This is a genomic window from Nonomuraea deserti, assembly GCF_004348685.1.
Taxonomy (GTDB): Bacteria; Actinomycetota; Actinomycetes; order Streptosporangiales; family Streptosporangiaceae; genus Nonomuraea; species Nonomuraea deserti.
This window is the reverse complement of sequence record NZ_SMKO01000082.1, coordinates 21,048-38,570: the sequence shown is the minus strand read 5'-3', so window position 1 is coordinate 38,570 and position 17,523 is coordinate 21,048. Positions and strand designations below refer to the sequence as shown.

The 17,523-nt window shown below is 70.3% G+C and carries 15 protein-coding genes and 1 pseudogene; 9 read left to right on the top strand and 7 right to left on the bottom strand.

The genetic code is table 11. The annotated features are described in order from the left end of the window. The 4 genes from E1292_RS55865 to E1292_RS52855 all read right to left on the bottom strand — a co-directional run. The coding region (locus tag E1292_RS55865; RefSeq protein ID WP_220447083.1) for a DUF6069 family protein at positions 1 to 242 on the bottom strand (242 nt) is incomplete at its 3' end. 8 nt (positions 243 to 250) lie between these two features. Further along, positions 251 to 862 carry an NADPH-dependent FMN reductase gene (locus tag E1292_RS26880; protein ID WP_342775694.1) on the bottom strand — a complete coding sequence of 204 codons (612 nt, stop codon included), beginning with the start codon at positions 860 to 862 and terminating at the stop codon, positions 251 to 253. Positions 863 to 1,083: 221 nt separating this feature from the next. Beyond that, positions 1,084 to 2,679 carry an MFS transporter gene (locus E1292_RS26875; RefSeq protein ID WP_132597984.1) on the bottom strand — a complete coding sequence of 532 codons (1,596 nt, stop codon included), beginning with the start codon at positions 2,677 to 2,679 and terminating at the stop codon, positions 1,084 to 1,086. A gap of 840 nt (positions 2,680 to 3,519) precedes the next feature. Then, entirely contained in the window at positions 3,520 to 4,332 is an 813-nt protein-coding gene (locus tag E1292_RS52855; protein WP_220447082.1) for an SDR family oxidoreductase, read from the bottom strand. 43 nt (positions 4,333 to 4,375) lie between these two features. On the opposite strand from E1292_RS52855, the gene E1292_RS26860 reads away from it, so the two are divergent. The 8 genes from E1292_RS26860 (at position 4,376) to E1292_RS26820 (ending at position 14,215) form a co-directional block, all read left to right on the top strand. Further along, positions 4,376 to 5,422 (top strand): zinc-dependent alcohol dehydrogenase family protein, encoded by a 1,047-nt coding sequence (locus E1292_RS26860; RefSeq protein ID WP_132597983.1) that lies wholly within the window; start codon positions 4,376 to 4,378, stop codon positions 5,420 to 5,422. Positions 5,423 to 5,463: 41 nt separating this feature from the next. After that, positions 5,464 to 6,432, top strand: coding sequence for an aldo/keto reductase (locus E1292_RS26855; protein WP_132597982.1), 969 nt, complete (start codon positions 5,464 to 5,466; stop codon positions 6,430 to 6,432). Between the two features lie 38 nt (positions 6,433 to 6,470). Then, positions 6,471 to 8,150 carry a DNA polymerase/3'-5' exonuclease PolX gene (gene polX / locus E1292_RS26850; protein ID WP_132597981.1) on the top strand — a complete coding sequence of 560 codons (1,680 nt, stop codon included), beginning with the start codon at positions 6,471 to 6,473 and terminating at the stop codon, positions 8,148 to 8,150. Between the two features lie 644 nt (positions 8,151 to 8,794). Continuing rightward, positions 8,795 to 9,859, top strand: coding sequence for a sulfite oxidase (locus E1292_RS26840; protein WP_246090352.1), 1,065 nt, complete (start codon positions 8,795 to 8,797; stop codon positions 9,857 to 9,859). A gap of 177 nt (positions 9,860 to 10,036) precedes the next feature. Next, positions 10,037 to 10,585 (top strand): TetR/AcrR family transcriptional regulator, encoded by a 549-nt coding sequence (locus E1292_RS26835; RefSeq protein WP_246090351.1) that lies wholly within the window; start codon positions 10,037 to 10,039, stop codon positions 10,583 to 10,585. Continuing rightward, positions 10,582 to 12,147: an MFS transporter gene (locus tag E1292_RS26830; RefSeq protein WP_132597978.1), complete on the top strand. Its 1,566-nt coding sequence runs from the start codon at positions 10,582 to 10,584 to the stop codon at positions 12,145 to 12,147. The genes E1292_RS26835 and E1292_RS26830 overlap by 4 nt, the downstream gene beginning before the upstream one ends. A 56-nt stretch (positions 12,148 to 12,203) precedes the next feature. Further along, positions 12,204 to 13,367: an FAD-dependent oxidoreductase gene (locus E1292_RS26825; protein WP_132597977.1), complete on the top strand. Its 1,164-nt coding sequence runs from the start codon at positions 12,204 to 12,206 to the stop codon at positions 13,365 to 13,367. Further along, the gene (locus E1292_RS26820) at positions 13,364 to 14,215 is read left to right on the top strand and encodes a sigma-70 family RNA polymerase sigma factor (protein ID WP_132597976.1); all 852 of its coding nucleotides are present in this window, start codon (positions 13,364 to 13,366) and stop codon (positions 14,213 to 14,215) included. The genes E1292_RS26825 and E1292_RS26820 overlap by 4 nt, the downstream gene beginning before the upstream one ends. Before the next feature lie 68 nt (positions 14,216 to 14,283). Here the strand turns inward: E1292_RS26820 and E1292_RS26815 are convergent, their stop codons facing one another. After that, positions 14,284 to 14,727, bottom strand: a complete 444-nt coding sequence (locus tag E1292_RS26815; protein WP_165974758.1) for a helix-turn-helix domain-containing protein — start codon at positions 14,725 to 14,727, stop codon at positions 14,284 to 14,286. 150 nt (positions 14,728 to 14,877) lie between these two features. On the opposite strand from E1292_RS26815, the pseudogene E1292_RS26810 reads away from it, so the two are divergent. After that, a pseudogene (locus E1292_RS26810) lies at positions 14,878 to 15,201 on the top strand (STAS domain-containing protein); the annotation flags it as partial. Positions 15,202 to 15,480: 279 nt separating this feature from the next. Here E1292_RS26810 and E1292_RS26805 read toward each other — a convergent pair. Next, positions 15,481 to 16,410, bottom strand: coding sequence for an aldo/keto reductase (locus E1292_RS26805; RefSeq protein WP_132597973.1), 930 nt, complete (start codon positions 16,408 to 16,410; stop codon positions 15,481 to 15,483). A 59-nt stretch (positions 16,411 to 16,469) separates the two neighbouring features. Next, a complete protein-coding gene (locus E1292_RS26800) occupies positions 16,470 to 17,480 on the bottom strand; it encodes a polyprenyl synthetase family protein (protein WP_246090350.1) in 1,011 nt (336 codons plus the stop codon). Between the last annotated feature and the right edge of the window lie 43 nt (positions 17,481 to 17,523).

Here is a 17,523-nt window from a genome sequence, read left to right as displayed (position 1 = left end):
ACCACGTGCGTCAACATCAGCAACATCTTCGTGGCCGCGGACGCGTCCACGAGCACGTCCGGCACGAGTGACAACGCGGTGAGCACGATCGTGGTGCGGACGAACACCGTGCGCGGACGACCAGCCCGCCGATGATCAGCAACGTCGCGGAGAAGCGGAAGCGGTGATGGCGGCCGAGGCGAGTAGGGCCTACTCGTAACGAACGATCCCGCAGCATCTGCGAACCTGGCCGTCACCACCATGACGCATGCTAGTGACGCAATGGCCGCAATGCCTCGCCCCAGGCGATCACCTGATCGAACATGACGGTGAGCGCGTCCTCCTGCTGGGCCGCAGGCTTGAAGACGCTGTAGTTCTCGAAGTCGGTGAGCAGCGAGAGCGTGACCTGAGCGCGCACATCTGCGACCTGGAGTTCGCCCATGATCAGGCGCAGGTGCTCCACGGCGCGGGTGCCCCCGGACACGCCATAGCTGACGAACCCGGCCACCTTGTTGTTCCATTCGGCGTAGAGAAAGTCGATCGCGTTCTTCAGCACGCCGGAGGTCGAGTGGTTGTACTCGGGCGTCACGAAGATGTACGCGTCGAAGGAATCGATTTTCGCAGCCCATGTGCGGGTGTGCTGCCCGTCGTACTGGCCCATGGCCGCCGGCAACACCTCATCCAGCAACGGCAGGTCGAAGTCCTTGATGTCCACCAGTTCGAACTCAGCGTCGGCGCGTTTGGCCGCGAGATCGCAGACCCAGTGAGCCACAGCCTCACCGTTACGTCCCGGGCGCGTACTGCCGATGATGATCGCTACCTTGATCACGGGTTTTTCGTCTCGTGTCGGTACTGGGGTGTTCTGGAACGGGTAAGGCGTCATCTCGCACTCCTTGAGTGGGGGAACGGTGCTCAACCGGGCGTCGAGCACAATGAGCACACCACGACGGCTCCGATGGCTAGGACGGGTGCGCAGCAAGGTCGCCACCTCTGTAGCACCGGCTGGTCGAATGTGCCGGATGGCTGACTTGCGGCATGACCGAAACCGCTCCGGAGGCGTACGTTCCCCACGGTGCAATTTCGGGCTTTGTCGTGTGTGCCGGTTTATGCCTCGGTGGCCAATGCGGCATCAGATACCGGGTCGGTCTCTGGGTCCTTGTGCGTGGTGTCGTCATCGCCGCCGTGCGAGTTGTGCACGTGCCTGAACGCCCGTATGGCGAGTACGGCCAGGCCGACGTAGAAGATGGCGCTGACGATGCCCACCACGTGCACGCCGGAGGTGAACGCCTCACGGGCCGCGGCCAACAGGTCGCCGCTCTGCTCTGCGGGCAGCTGAGCGGCCGCGGCGACGGCGCGGTCGATACTTTCCCGGGCGGCGTCCGCCGCGTCGGGTGGTATCGCGCTGAGCGCGCCCTCCACGTTGCTCCGGTACACCGCAGTGCCGAGTGTGGCGAGCGTGGCGATGCCAAGCCCGAGCCCGAATTCTGCGGTCGTCTGCACGATCGACGCCCCAGAGCCGGCCTTGTCCGGCGGCACGGCGCCCATAGCGAGGTGGTTGCAGAGCGCGGCCAGCGGCGCGGTGCCGAGCATGACGACACACATCGCGATGAAGATCACCATGGAGCTGGACGTCGAGTCGGCCAGCGTGAAGATCAGGTAGCCGGCACCCGCGACCAGCAACCCGCCCGCGATCAGGTACGCCGGACGGATGCGGTTCGCAAGCGAGGGGGTGCTCAGATTGCCGATGATCATCAGCACGTTGGGCACCACTAGGAGCAGGCCGGCCACCAGCGGGGTGAGGCCGATGACGTTCTGTAGGTACAGCGTGACGAGCAGAAGAGTGCCAGTGCCCACCACGCCGGTCACGAACATCAGGGTCAGCGCAGAGCGGAACGTACGGTTGCCGAACATGCGCAGGTCGAGCAGCGGGTGCTCCAGGTGCCGCTGCCGGTGGACGAACACCACCCCTACCGCGATGCCGAACACCAGCGCCCCGGCCGGCAGCCACTGCCAGCCGTGGCGAGCCAGCTCCTTGAGCCCATAGACGAACGGCAGTATCGCCGCGAGGGACAGTAGGACGCTGGCCGGGTCGAACGGTCCGGCCTGCGGCGCACGCTGGTCGGGGAGCAGAAAGGGACCGAACACCAGCAGCAGCACGATCCCCGGCACGGCCACCAGGAACACCGAACCCCACCAGAAATACTCCAGCAGCGCGCCGCCGACGAGCGGGCCGAGCGTCGCCCCGCCCATGAAGCAGGTCAGATAGACAGCCAGGGCACGGCTGCGTTGCTTCTGGTCGGTGAAGATACCGGTGACCAGGGCCAGCACCGACGGCATCACCGCGGCACCCGCCACACCGAGCATCGCACGGCTGACGATGAGCATCTCCGGGCTGGTGGAAAACGCCGCGGCCACCGAGACGATGCCGAACACGGCGCCGCCGATGAGCAATAGCTTCTTCCGGCCGATCCGGTCACCGATGGTGCCCATGATGACCAGGAAGCCCGCGATCAGCAAGCCGTAAATGTCCACGATCCACAACTGCTGGATGCCGCTCGGCGCGAGATCGGCACTCAGATGCGGAACGGCCAGGTACAGCACGGAGAAATCCATCGAGACGAGAAACGTGGGCAAGCCGAGCACGGCCAGCCCCACCCATTTCCGCCGCCCAGCTCCGGGCCTTGCGTTCGCAGCGGTCATAATTTGATCCTTCGGTAGGGCGACTGCGTGTCGCTGGCCTCTCACCTTGGCTACGAACGGGCTCGACGCCATTCGACACCGCCACAGAAAAAAATCAGGAAGACGCCCTCACCCCGGCCGGGTCCCAGTCGACAAGGCATACTTGCCACGAGCGATGCGACCGCGTCTGCGAACTCGCGGCACCACCGCTGTGATCCCCGAGCCAGCCGATCAGACCCGGCGGTGCCAACCCGGTCACCAAATCGGAATGCAGTGATGTCATCGGGGAGAGGCGAGGGTCGTGTGGTCAGGAGTGCCTGCTGCACCATGGAGATCGGCGAACCGCCGGGGCGCCGATGGTTGGTCGATGTGAGATGCCGCAACGACGTGGTCAGAGGACGTCGTAGGTCAGGTGCGTCGTGGTGAATGTCGCGATCGCGCTCCGCTGCACCAGCGTGCGCGGCGTCCCGCCGGTGACGAACGTCCAGTCGACTCCGGTGGCGCGTTCGTCACGACGACGAACGCGGGCGTGCCGACCTCACCGGCGCCGTAGGGTCGTTCCAGCCCTTCAATCCGTCGGCCACGTCGAACAGTCGGCGGCCGAAAACAACGGCGCCCGAGCGGGCAGTCGCCTCACGCAAGACCCGGCGGTCGTAGGAGTCGTCGTAAAACGCCCAGGTGTGCAGGGCCTCGGGCCGCCCTTGCGTAGGCCGTTGTCCGGGCCGAGGTCAGGCCAGGTGACGAAGCCGTCCGGGGAGACCGAGAGGTCAGCGATGAGTCGAGTCATGTGGACTGATATTCACCTACGGAAATGCGCCTGCCCAGGGCATTGATCGGACACTATCCGGACATTGGCGGCAATCAAGGCGGTGGTTGGTCGCTCAACGTCACAGACACGGTAGTGTCCAGCGGAACGTCCACCGACTCCGCGGCCGGTGAGGTGGAGAAGACACGTGGCGAGGTGCCGTCTTCCCCGCCCTCCTCAGGCGCGTCCTCGATGCTCTCCCCTTCCAAGGGCAGCAGTTGAGTCACTCCCGTACCGGCTTCGTCGTATCGGTGTCCGGCGAGGGCTCGTGCCTGCGTCTCCGTCACCGGTTGGGCAGCGGTCTCTTCAGGGGTCCGGGTTTCCCACGCAACAGCCTGCTCATAGGTGGGGAACGTGGTCAGGTCTTCTCGTGTCTCGAAGACGACCCGGATGCGCTCGGCGGGCTCGAAGCCGACCGTGAGTCGGGGGCCGTGGGCGGGATAGCCGCTGGTCTGCTCGCGGGTGCGGTAGCGGCGCCAGTTCCGCAGTTCGGTTTCGTCGCCTGCGCGAAGTTGGCATCCGTAGTTCGTTTCTCCGCCCGCCCAGTCCTGGACGATGGCGTTGACCGAGTGGATGAGGTCGTGCTCGTAGTTCATCGAACCGGAGCAGTCTGGACTGTAGGCCCCGTACTCGGTGTCCGCGCCAGCATTGGTGACCGACGGCTGATCGCCCCACTGGTCTCCGAGGATGGCGGCGTTGTTGACCAGGATGTCCAGCCTTCCGCACTCCTGCTCGATCCACTTCGCGGCCGCGGCGGCGCTCGCCTCGTCCGTCACGTCGATCCGCACGTACGGCAGCCCGAGCCGCTCGGCCGCGGCCCTGCCGCGCTCCTCGTCGCGCGCCCCGACGATCGCGGTGATCCGTCGCACCGGGCCTTGCGCGAGCTGCGGGAGTTGACCCTAAGCTCGTGAGATGAGAGCGGTTGCCTTTGACATCTTCGGTGGCGAGCTCGACGTTCGCGAGCTGCCCGACCCGTCGCCCGCCCCGCACGGGGCGGTGATCAGGGTCGAGGCGACGGGGTTGTGCCGCTCCGACTGGCACGGCTGGCAGGGCCACGACCCCGACATCACGTCCCTGCCCCACGTGCCGGGGCACGAGCTGGCGGGCGTGGTGGAGACGGTCGGCTCCGACGTGCGCGGCTGGCGGCCCGGCGCGCGGGTGACCCTGCCGTTCGTCTGCGCCTGCGGCTCCTGCGCGTCCTGCCTCACCGGCGACCAGCAGGTGTGCGAGCGGCAGACGCAGCCTGGCTTCACCCACTGGGGTTCGTACGCCGAGTTCGTGGCGGTCGACCACGCCGACGTCAACCTCATCGCGGTGCCCGAGGACATGGCCTTCGCCACCGCCGCGGGGCTGGGCTGCCGCTTCGCCACCGCCTTCCGCGCCGTGGCGCAGGTCGGGAAGGTGCGTCCGGGCGAGTGGGTGGCGGTGCACGGCTGCGGCGGCGTGGGGTTGTCGGCCGTGATGATCGCGACGGCGGCCGGGGCGCGCGTGGTCGCCGTGGACATCAGCACCGACGCGCTGCACCTGGCCGAGCAGGCCGGCGCGACTCACTTCGTCAACGGCTCGGCCGGCGACGCGGCGGCCCAGGTCAGGGAGCTGACGAGGGGCGGCGCCCACCTGTCCGTCGATGCGCTGGGCAGCCCTCAGACGTGCGTCGCATCCGTCGAGAGCCTGCGCAGGCGTGGCAGGCACGTCCAGGTGGGGCTGCTGCCCGGAGCGCCGACGCCGGTGCCGATGGACCGCGTGATCGGCCACGAGCTGCGGCTGCTCGGCAGCCACGGCATGGCCGCGCACGCCTACCCGCCGATGCTGGAGATGATCAGGGCCGGGATCCTCCATCCCGACCAGCTGATCACCCGCACGATCGGGCTGGCCGACGCCGGCAAGGCACTGGCCTCGATCGGCTCGGTGCCGGGCGTCACGATGATCGTTCCCCGGGCTCCGCACGGAGCGTCCTGAGCACCGGCCGGCGTCTCCGGCACGAGTCATAGGGTTGAGCCATGGACTACACGCGACTTGGCAACACGGGTCTGAAGGTGTCGCGAATCTGCCTCGGAATGATGAGCTACGGCGATCCGGCCAGGCAGGAGTGGGCGCTGCCGCGGGCGGAGGCCGAGCCGATGATTCGCAGGGCCGCCGACGCCGGGGTGAACTTCTTCGACACCGCCGACATCTACAGCAAGGGTGAGAGCGAGGTCGTGACCGGCGAAGCGCTGCGTGCGATCTTCCCTCGGCGCGAGGACTACGTGCTGGCCACCAAGGTCTATTTCCCCATGGGCAAGGGGGTCAACGACCGCGGCCTGTCGCGCAAGCACATCCACGCCGCCGTCGACGCCTCGCTCTCCCGGCTCGGCACCGACTACGTCGACCTCTACCAGATCCACCGGTGGGACGACGAGACGCCCGTCGAGGAGACCATGGAGGCGCTGCACGACGTCGTCAAATCGGGCAAGGCCCGCTACATCGGCGCCTCGTCCATGTGGGCCTGGCAGTTCGCCAAGGCGCAGCGCGTGGCCGAGGCCAACGGCTGGACGGCGTTCGTCTCGATGCAGCCGCACTACAACCTCCTCTACCGCGAGGAGGAGCGCGAGATGTTGCCGCTCTGCGCCGACCAGGGCGTGGGCGTCATCCCGTGGAGCCCGCTGGCGCGCGGCGTGCTCGCCAGGGCGGGCTCCGACACCTCGACCGCCAGGACGGGGTCCGACGCGCGCATCGACTACCTGTACGACCCGGAGAACGACAAGCTCGTGATCGACCAGGTGGCGCAGGTGGCGAGCGACCGCGGCCTGCCACCCGCCCAGGTGGCCCTGGCCTGGCTGCTGCACCAGCCTGCCGTGACCGCCCCGATCGTGGGCGCCACGAAGGACCGGCACGTCGACGACGCGGTGGCCGCCGTGTCGGTGACGCTGTCGGCCGACGAACTCGACTTCCTCGCGGCCCCGTACCGGCCGCGTGAGGTGCGCTTCTGAGACACGAGATTGTCGGCCCCGGACCCTAGGGTGGTTCCATGCGGGCGAATGAGGATGCGGCGGCGGCGCTGCAGGAATACGCGGAGCTGTTCGCGCTCTGCGGCGGCGACGCCTTCCGTGTGCGGAGCTACCAGAAGGCGGCCAAGGCGATCGCGGGATTCCCCGAGGACATCTCGGTCGTCGACGTGCGCGGCGTCCCCGGGGTGGGCGAGGCGATCGCCAAGAAGATGGAGGAGTTCCTGCAGCGCGGGAGCTTCCGGCAGCTCGACGACCTGCGCGGCCGGGTGCCCGAGGGCGTGCGCAGGCTGACCCGGGTGCCGACGCTGGGGCCGAAGACGGCCATCATGTTGTTCGAAGACTTCGGCATCGACTCGCCCGCGGCGCTGAGCGAGGCGATCGCCGCCGGCCGGCTCGACGGGGTCAAAGGGCTCGGCCCAAAGACGCTGGCCAATCTGCTCAAGGGCGTCGAGCAGCTCGAGCAGTCGGGCCGCCGGGTGCACATCGGGATCGCCATGTCGCTGGCCGAGCAGGTGATGGCCTCGCTGGAGGCCGAGCGCATCGCCTACGCGGGCTCGCTGCGGCGGATGAAGGACACGATCGGCGACATCGACATCCTCGCCGTCGCGCCCGAGTCCGTCATGGCCGCCTTCCGCGCCCAGCCCTACGTCGCCGAGGTGATCGCGGCGGGCGACAAGAAGACCTCGGTCCGCACCACGTCCGGGATCCAGGTCGACCTGCGGGTGGTGCCGGCCGGATCGTGGGGCGCGGCGATGCAATACTTCACCGGCTCCAAGGAGCACAACGTCGCCATCAGGGAGATGGCGGTGAAGAAAGGCTGGAAGCTGTCCGAATACGGGCTGTTCGAGGGCGACCGGGTGATCGCCGCCGCGTCCGAGGAGGACATCTACGACGCGCTCGGCATGCAGTTCGTGCCGCCGCCGCTGCGGGAGGACGGCGGCGAGGTCAAGGCGGCGCTCCGCGGCGAGCTGCCCGCGCTGATCCAGCTCACCGACCTCAAGGGCGACCTGCACACCCACACCGACCTGACCGACGGCATCGCCTCGCTGGACGACATGGTGGCGGCCGGCCGCGCCCGCGGCTACTCCTACTACGCGGTCACCGACCACGCTCCCGACCTGGCGATGCAGCGGATGACCCTGGACAAGGCGCTGGAGCAGCGGGGCCAGGTGGGCGAGCTGCAGCGGAAACATCCCGGCATGCGGCTGCTGCACGGCACCGAGCTCAACATCGCGCCCGACGGGTCGGTCGACTGGCCGGCGGAGATCCTGCGCGAGTTCGACGTGTGCGTCGCCTCGGTGCACTCCCACTTCGGGATGCCGCGCGACGAGATGACGCGCCGCTTCATCGCCGCCTGCGAGAATCCGTACGTCGACATCATCGGCCACCCGACGACCAGGAAGATCGGCAAGCGCCCGCCCGTCGACGCCGACTGGGACGCCGTCTTCCGCGCGGCCGCCCGCACCGGCACCGCCATGGAGATCGACTCCTACCCCGACCGGTCCGACCTGCCCGCCGACCTGGTGCGGCTGGCCAGGCACCACGGCGTCAAGTTCTCGATCGACAGCGACTCGCACGCGATCCCGCACCTCGCCAACCAGCGGTTCGGGGTGGGGATCGCGCAGCGGGCGTGGCTGACCACCGACGACGTCATCAACACCTGGCCCCTCGACCGCCTCCTGTCCTTCCTGGGTCGCTGACTCGCTCGGCGCGCGTGGCCGCCCGCGCCGCCATCACCTCGTGCCGCCATGCCTCCGTTTTGCCGTGCCTCCGTTTTGCCGTGCCTCCGTTTTGCCGTGCCTCCGTTTTGCCGTGCCTCCGTTTTGCCGTGCCTCCGTTTTGCCGTGCATTCGTTTTGCCGTGCATTCGTCCGGCAGGCTGACAGCTCCCTCACCTGCCTGGATTCACGGGGGGCGGCGGCCGGGTCCGGCCCCTCCGACAGGCGCACCCGTACGGCAGCGGGGCGGCGTTCGAGGCGCAGACGGGCGGGCGGCACGGCGGGCCACCGCAAACCTTCCGGGCGAGCAGGTCCAGGACGGGCGCCTTTCGGTGGACACGCCCGAGACCGATGGCCCACGTCAGGCTGCACAACCGGCTCTCCTCCGGGCCGGAGGTGCCGCAGTGGTTCGATGAGGGCCTGGCGTGGTGGTCATCGAACGTCTCAACGCCGGGGAGCCGTTCCCGGGCTGACGCGGCCAGGCATGCGCTCCCGCAGGTGGGGGCAGGGGGAACGGCTGAGACATAGCCAGGGAACGTTTCCCTGGCCGGTCGGACCCGGATTTTCGCGAGGAGCCGCGGCAGGGCACGAGAGGAGATTAAATGGTTTCCAGATAGGAAATACCGAATGATGGAGGTGACGTACATGGAGCAGGCCACGTCGACGATCGTCAAGCCGCTGCCCGACCACCTGTTCAGGGTGCACGGTGAGAGCGCCGAGATGAGATGGGAAGCCATGTCCGGGGTGGGCTACCACACCCCGAACGACCGGTTCTTCGTGCGCAACCACACCTCCACGCCGCTCATCGACGCGACGACCTGGCGACTGCGCGTCCATGGCGCGGGGGTTCGATGTCCGCGCGAGTTCGGCTACGACGAGCTGCGGGCCATGCGGTCGCGGACGTTCGACGTGGCGATCGAGTGCGCGGGCAACGGCCGGCGGTTCTACGGCACGCAGCAGCACGACGCCGCTCCGGGCACCCAGTGGGGGCTGGGCGCGATCGGGGTGGCACGCTGGCGGGGCGTGCTGCTGAAAGACCTGCTCAGGGAGGTGGGCGTGCGTCCCGAGGCGGTGGACGTGCTGCCCACCGGCCTCGACGCTCCGTTCGAGGACTACGGCCACGTGCGCCGCCCGCTGCCGATCGGCAAGGCCATGGACGACGTCCTCGTCGCGTACGAGATGAACGGCGTGCCGCTGCCCGCCGATCATGGCTTCCCGGCGCGGCTGGTAGTGCCGGGATGGGTGGGCGTGGCGTCCATCAAATGGCTCGGCGACATAGAGGTTTCGACGAGCAGGCTCCAGACGCCATGGAACACGGTCTTCTATCCCGATGTCACGACAAACCAGGCCAAGAGCGCTTTCGCGCTCGCCTGGAACGCTCGCCTGCCCGTCGGCGGACCGCACATCCTGCACGGAAGGTCATGGTCGGGGCGAGGCCGGATCGTCCGGGTGGAGGTCAGCTTCGACGGCGGAGCGAGCTGGCGCGAGGCCGAGCACCACGGCCGGCACCTGGTCAGCGCCTGGCTGCCGTGGCACATAGCGTGGGCTCCCCGGCGCACGGGTGCTCACGTGGTCATGGCGCGCGCCACCGACGCGAGCGGCGCCACCCAGCCCCTTGTCACACCGCGCCATCCCTTCGGCTATCACTTCGACGCCGCCGTCCGCCACCCCCTTGAGGTGATCAACGGATAGATGGAGGCGCTGATGTCGAACCGCCCCGTGAGGAAACCGCCGCGCGAGGCAGCGCCGCCGCCCTCGGGTCTTCCACTGCTGCGGTTGACGTCATTGGCCGGTGACGCGAGGATGTACCGTATGAGACATGAATGTCTCATACGGTGATGGCTGATGGCGATGAGCCGGGAGCAGATCATGAGTACGGCGATCCAGCACCTCAACGAGAACCCGCTCGCCTCCATGGCGCAGCTCGCCGAGGCGGCCGGGATCAGCAGGGCCACGCTGCACCGCCAGTTCAGCAGCCGCGAGGAGCTGATGCTCGCCCTCGGCCGTCGCGCCCACGAGCAGTGGGAGCAGGTTCAGGAGCGCAGCGGCGTGGTCGACGCGACCGCCTCCGGGGATCCCGAGGTGATCGGCAAGGCGCTGGACGCCATGCTGGCCGGGCTGATCGAGGTGGCCGACGCGTACGGGTTCGGGCTGACCGACTACGCCATGCTGGTAAATCCCGAGCTGAAGCGCCGTTCCGACGAGCTGGAGGAGCGCGAGATCGCCTTCTACGCCGCGGCGCAGCAAGCGGGGGTGCTCCGCGCCGACCTGCCCGCCCGGTGGATCAGCAACACGGTGTACGGCCTGCTCGTGGCGGTGCGCGAGAGCCTGCGCCGTGGCGACGTCGCACGCCGGGACGTGCCCCGGCTGCTGCTCACCACGTACCTGCACGGCGCGGCGCGGCGGGAGGAATCATGACGACCGCGCCGCCGGTTTCCGCCAGGAGGCGCCGGCTGGGCCTGGCCGTGCTCTCGGCCAGCGTGCTGCTCGTGGTCATGGACATGACCGTGCTCAACGTCGCGCTCCCGGCCATGTCCGCGGACCTGCGGCCGGGCTCGATCGAGCTGCTGTGGATGGTGGACGCGTACGCGCTGGTGTTGTCGGGGCTGCTGGTCACGGTGAGCGCGCTCGGCGACCGGTGGGGGCGCAAGCGCATGCTGCTGGCCGGGTTCGCGGTGTTCGGGCTGGCCTCGCTGGCGGTGCTGGCCGCCGGCAGCCCGCTGCAGGTGATCGCCGTACGGGCGCTGCTCGGGGTGGGCGGTGCGATGATCATGCCGTCGACGCTGTCTATGATCCGCAACATGTTCACCGACCCCGCGGAACGCGCCAGGGCGCTCGGCGTCTGGGCGGCGATGGCCGCGGTCGGGGCGGCGCTGGGTCCGATCCTGGCCGGGTTGCTGCTGGAGCACTTCAGCTGGCACTCGGCGTTCCTGGTGAACGTGCCCGTCATGGCGGTCGCGATCGCGGCCGCGCTGTTCCTGCTGCCGGAGTCCAGGAATCCGGCGCCCGGCCGGTGGGACGCGCTCGCCACGGTGCTGTCGATGGCGGGCATGGTCGCGCTGGTGTTCGCGGTGAAGGACTTCGGCAAGTACGGCCTGGGCTCCCCCGCCGCCCTGGCGGCGACCGTGGTGGCGGCGGTGACGCTGAGCTGGTTCGCGACGCGGTGCCTGCGCAGGCCGGATCCGCTGCTGGAGATCAGGTTGTTCCGCAGCGGCCCGTTCTCTGCCGGAGTGGTGACAGCGCTGACCACGTCGATCGCGATGGCGGCGGTGTTGCTGCTGCTGGCGCAGTGGATGCAGCTCGTCCAGGGCTATTCCCCGCTGGAGACGGGCGTGCGCCTGCTGCCCGCCGCGCTGGCCGCGATCGTCGCCTCGCCGCTGGCTCCCGGGGTGGCGGCCCTGCTGGGCGAGCGGGCCGTGCTGGCAGGCGGGCTGGGCCTGACCGGGCTGGGGTTCCTGCTGGTGTTCGCCGCTCCCGGGCCGCTGACCTACTGGCCGGTCGCGGGCGCTCTGGTGCTCATCGGCGTCGGGAACGGCGCCCTCGCGACCGCCTCCTCGGTCATCATGTCGGGCACGCCGGCGGCCAAGGCGGGCAGCGCCGCGGCCATCGAGGAGACCAGTTACGAGGTCGGCGGGGCGCTCGGCGTGGCCGTCCTGGGCAGCGTCGCGGCCTCGGCCTACCGGAGCGAGCTGGCGTACGAGGGGCCTGGCGGGGAGGGCGTCCGCGAGTCGCTGGGTGCGGCGCTCGACGTGGCCCAGGGCCTCGGTGCGGCGGGCGGGCCGCTGGCGGAGCAGGCGCGGGCGGCGTTCACCGAGTCGCTCGTGCTGACCAGCGGAGCGGGGGTGGTTCTGCTGCTGGCCGGCACGGTCGCGGTGTGGCTGCTCACGCCGAGCCGCCTGCGGTCCGCGCACTCCTATGACGCTCACGAGCTCGCGCCCCGCGCGGAAGGCGGGAGGTGTGACAGCACGCCGAGCGTGTGATGTCACATCGGCGGTGCCTCATTCCTTCTTATTGGGCGAGAAGGAAGGGGAAAGCCGTGACGAAGAAGATCGTGGTGATCGGCGGCGGGCTGGCCGGGCTGGTGGCGGCCATCGTCTGCGCGGAGGCGGGTGCGGAGGTGACGCTGCACGAGGCGCACCAGCGTCTCGGCGGGCGGGGGCGCGCGACGGGCGGGCCCTATCTGGCTCACGAGGGTGCTCATGTCTTCTACGCCGACGGCCCGCACTGGACGTGGTTGCGGGAGCGGGGCCTGATAGGGAAGCTGGGCCGGCCGGCGGTGCGCGATCTCCGGGTGGGGTTCGTACGGGATGGCCGGCTGCGGCGGCTGCCGCCGGCCGGTTTCATGCGGATGATGGCGACAGGCCCCCGCACGGCGCCGGTGGACGTGGACTTCCACACCTGGGCATCCGCCCGGTATGGCGAGGACACGGCTCGGACGGCCGCCAACGCGATCAGCGTGGTGACGTTCGACGCCGACACGGGACGTTTGTCGGCCGCGTTCGTGTGGACCCTGCTGCGCCGCGTGTTCGCCATGCGCGCACCGGCGGTCCGCTGGGTGATCGGCGGCTGGCAGGCGGTGATCGACCGGCTCGCCGCCCGCGCCCGCGACCTCGGCGTCCGCATAGAGCTCGGCTCCCGCATGTACGGCCTGCCGGGCGAGCCCACCATCGTGGCCACCGAACTGTCCTCCGCCCGAATCCTGCTCGGCGACGACGCCCTGCGCTGGCAGAGCGGTTACGGCGTGCTGCTCGACCTGGCCGTACGCTCGGCCCGCGGTGACTGCTTCATCTGCTGGGACCTCGACGGCGGCGGCTTCCACGAGAGCTATTCCCTGCAAGATCCCACGGCCGCTCCCCGGGGGGAGACACTGTTCCAGATCGACATGCCGATCCGGCACGACGAGCCCAGGGCCGAGGCGACCCGGCGGGTGCGGGCGCTGGCCGACCTGGCGGTGCCCGGCTGGCGCGAGCGCGTCACGTGGCAGCGCTCCGGCGCGGCCAAGCACCGCACCGGCGCGCTCGACCTGCCCGGTCAGACCTGGCGCGACCGTCCGGCGGTCGACCAGGGCCACGGCGTGTTCCTGGCGGGCGACATGGTGGCCGCGCCCGGCATGCGCGGCGAGATCTCCATCAACAGCGCGATCACGGCCGCCGAGGGCGCCCTGCGCGCGCTGCACGTCACCGGCCACGCCGCCCGATGACCCACGACCCCTTCCACACCCACCGCAACCTGCTGTACAGCCTCGCCCACGACATCCTGGGCAGCGTCGGGGACGCCGAGGACGTCGTACAGGAGACGTGGCTGCGCTGGCACGGCGTGGACCGCGACCGGGTGGACAACCCCCGCGCCTACCTCGTCCGCGTCGCCACCCGCCTGGCCCTGAACGCACGCGACCGCCTGCACCGCGAATACGCCGGCCCCTGGCTGCCCGAGCCCGTCCCGGATCCGGCCGGGGACCCGGCCGAGGACGTCGCCCGTGCCCAGGCCGTCGCCTACGGGTTGATGGTGGTGCTGGAGACGCTGTCGCCTCTGGAGCGGGCGGCGTTCATCCTGTTCGAGGCGTTCGGCTTCCAGCATCGCGAGATCGCCCGCATCCTCGACCGCTCCCCCGCCGCCGTGCGCCAGCTCGTCCACCGCGCCCGCGAACACGTCCAGGCCCGCCGTCCGAGGTTCCCGGAGGAACGGGCCGCCGCCCAGGCCGTCGCCGAGCGCTTCCTCGACGCCGCGCTCGGCGGCAGCATCGCGGGCCTGATGGAGGTGCTGGCCCCGGACGTGACGCTCCGCACCGACGGCGGCGGGCGCGTGAGGGCGGCTCTGCGACCGGTCACCGGCAGCGATCGCGTGAGCAGGCTGCTGGTGCGTGTCGCACCGATCGACGCGGAGCTGACGGTGCGCTGGTCCACGGGGGACGGCCCGCCCACCGCGGCGGTCTTCGCCGACGGCCGGCCGTACGCGGTGCTGGTCACCGTCACCAGCGAGGACGGACACCACATCAGCGAGGTCTACGGCGTCCTCAACCCCGACAAGCTGGCCCGCCTGGCCGGCTGAGACGCCGGTAAGGCAGCCGTGCCTGCAAGGCCGGCCCCGGTGGTCTGCCGGGGCCGCCAGGGAAAGCGTCAGGTCCGGTGCGGCTCCGGGCCGGCGACCTGGTCGGCCACCTCGCCGATGCGTGCCAGGCGGACGAGGGCGGGACGGGAGAGCACCTCCCCGATGTCGTGCAGCGCGATGATCAGCTCCTCCACCCCGTCGAGGGGGGTGTTCCGCTCCCTGTTCAGCAGGATGCCGCGGTATTCCTCGGGAGAGACCGCCCCGCCCGGCAGCTCGATCCGGTCGTCTTCGGCGCGGAACAGCGCCGGGACCGAGGTGTCGAGAGCCAGCGCGAGGGCGGTCAGCTCGGCGGCCGTGAACGCCCGCTGCCCGCGCTCCGCCTGGTGGACGGCCTGCCGGCTCCATGGCCGGTCCAGGTAGCGGCCCAGCGCCTCACCCAGCTCGGTCAGCGACATCCGCCGCTCCGCCCGCAGGCGTGCGATCTGCAACCCGATGGCCTCCTCGACGCGCATCCCATCCCCCACTCCTGTCATCGTGCACGATGACGCCGAAAGCTGTTTATTGACGCGATGCCGCTCACCGCATAGTGTAAACGTACAGATTCCCCCGTCATCACCATGAATGACGCGACTGAGTGAGCTGAGGGGTTCCAGATGCGAGAGATCGACTTAGAGGTCTTCGGACCGACCGGCGACTGCGCCGCCATCAGGGTCGTCGGAGAGATCGACGTCTTCACCGCGCCACGGCTGCGCGAGTATGTGCTCGACCTCGTGGCCAAGGGGGTCGTCCACGTCGTGGTCGATCTGAGCGGCGTGGAGTTCCTCGACTCGACCGGTCTGGGGGTGCTCGTGGGCGCGCTCAAGCGGCTGCGTACCCAGGAGGGGTCACTCGCCCTCGTGATGGGCACCGACCGCATCGTACGCGTCTTCACGATCACCGGCCTCACCGCCGTGTTCCCGATCCACGACACCGTCCCTGACGCGATCGCGGCCGACGCCCACTGGGTGCGCGCGGTCGAGCGCGGTGGTGAGAGCGTCGAGGAGTGGTGCCGCCGGCACGGCCTGGCCTGACGCGGGCGCCGCCCATGCGGCAGGCACGCAGAGGACGGCGAGCGCACGGCAGGCAGGCGCACGGCAGGCAGGCAGGCAGGCAGGCGGTAAGCGGGCTGGCGGCGGGCGCGTGGGGCGTGGGCGGCAGTGCGGGCGGCGGCGCGTGGGGCGCGGATCGGCCGGAGCGGATCGGCCGGAGCGGATCGGCCGGAGGGGTCAGGGGCGGGAGGCCTGGTCGAGGAGGGCCAGTTCGCCGGCGCTGAGCGTGAGCGACGCGGCCTCCATCAGCGCCTCCAGCTGTTCGACGTTCCGCGCGCTCGCGATCGTCGCCGTGATCGTCGGCTGGGCGGCGACCCAGGCCAGGGCCACCGTGGCCGGTGCGACGTCCCGGTCGGCCGCCACCTTGCCCAGCGCCTCCAGCGTCCTGGGCCCGTGTGCCGTCGCCAGGTACGCGGAGGCCTTCCCCGCCCGCGGGCTGTCCACCTGGACCCCTGGCGCGTACTTGCCGGTCAGGAAGCCGCGCGCCAGCCCGAAGTACGGTGTGGTGGCCAGCCCTTCCCTGACCACCACGTCCCGCAGCTCGCCCTCGTAGGCGCGCTCGACCAGGTTGTACGGCTGCTGCAGGGCCGCGTACCTGGCCAGGCCCTCGGCGTCGGAGATCGCGAGGGCTTCGGCGAGCCGCGCCGCCCCGTAGTTGGACGCTCCGACGTGGCGCACCTTGCCCTCGCGGACCAAGGTGTCGAACGCCGCCAGCGACTCGGCCAGCGGCGTGTCCTGGTCGTCCACGTGCGCCCAGTAGAGGTCGATGTAGTCGGTACGCAGCCGCCGCAGCGAGCCCTCGACCGCCGTGCGGATGGTGGCGGGGGCGAGCCCGCGCAGGCCTTCCAGCATGCCGACCTTGGTGGCGAGCACGATGGACTCGCGGTTGCCGCGGGCGGCCAGCCACTCACCGATGATCGTCTCCGAGGTGGACTCGCCGGTCTCCCATGCCGGGTAGGCGTCGGCGGTGTCGATGAAGTTGCCGCCGCCCGCGACGTAGGCGTCCAGGATCGCGAACGAGGTCTCCTTGTCGGCCGTCCAGCCGAACACGTTGGCGCCGAGCGACAGGGGGAAAACGGACAAGCCGGTGGTTCCGAGCGATCTCATCCCGTCATTATCCGCATCGGCCCGAGACGGCTCGCCGCGGCCCCTGGCCCCCGGGCCGGTCAGTGGACACGGTTCACCAGGGAGTCGCACACCGCGCGCAGGTCGCCGGCGTCCGGCAGGTGCCGGTCGACCACCTCCAGCGCCGACGACATGTACCGGTCCGCCAGCGACCGGGCGGCGTCGCGGCCGCCGGCCTCCTCCACGAGGTCGGCGACGTGCCGCAGGGAGCCTTGGTTCATGTTCCCCGCCGACAGGAGCGCGGACAGCTCGCGGGCGGCCGGGACGTCGGCGGCCAGGGCGGCCAGCACCGGAAACGTTTTCTTCGCGCGCCGCAAGTCGCTGTATACGGGTTTGCCCGTAACGTCCGGGTCGCCCCAGATGCCGAGCATGTCGTCCACGATCTGGAAGGCCACCCCAAGGTCGCGCCCCATGCCCCACAGGCGGTCCGCGAGCTCGGGTGCGCCGCCCAGCGCCACGCCCGTGGCCGCGGCGGCGCCCAGCAGGCCGCCGGTCTTGCCCGCGGCCATGTCGGTGTATTCGGCGACCGTGACCTCGTCCGGCCCGCGCCACGGCCGGTTCTCGAAGGCCATGTCGGCCGTCTGTCCCTGGACGAGCTCGACCAGCGCCGCCGACAGGTAGGGGATCGCCTCGGGCCGCGTGGCGAGCTGGCCGACGGCCAGCGCCAGGAGCGCGTCGCCGGCGAGCAGGGCGGGCCCCACGCCGTACGCCTTCCAGAGCGCCTCGCGGTGCCTGCGCCTCTCGTCGTGGTCGATGATGTCATCGTGCACCAGCGAGAAGGCGTGCACGAGTTCCACCGCCACGGCGCCCGGCAGCGCCGACTTCGCCGTGCCTCCGACGGCCTCGGCACTGAGCAGGGCGACGGCCGGCCGCACGGCCTTGCCACGGTCACCGTTGCCGGGCCTGCCGTCCGCGTCCGACCAGCCCAGGGCGAATCCGGCCATGCCGGCGCCCCACGGATGCAGCACCGCGACGGCCTCCCTGAGGGCCGGCTCGAGTAAGTCCCGGCAGCGGTCCATGGCGCCGCCGCCCGACGGATGGCTGAGATTCAACAGGTACTCCTACCCCGGTACGATCTTGAACCTACATGCATAA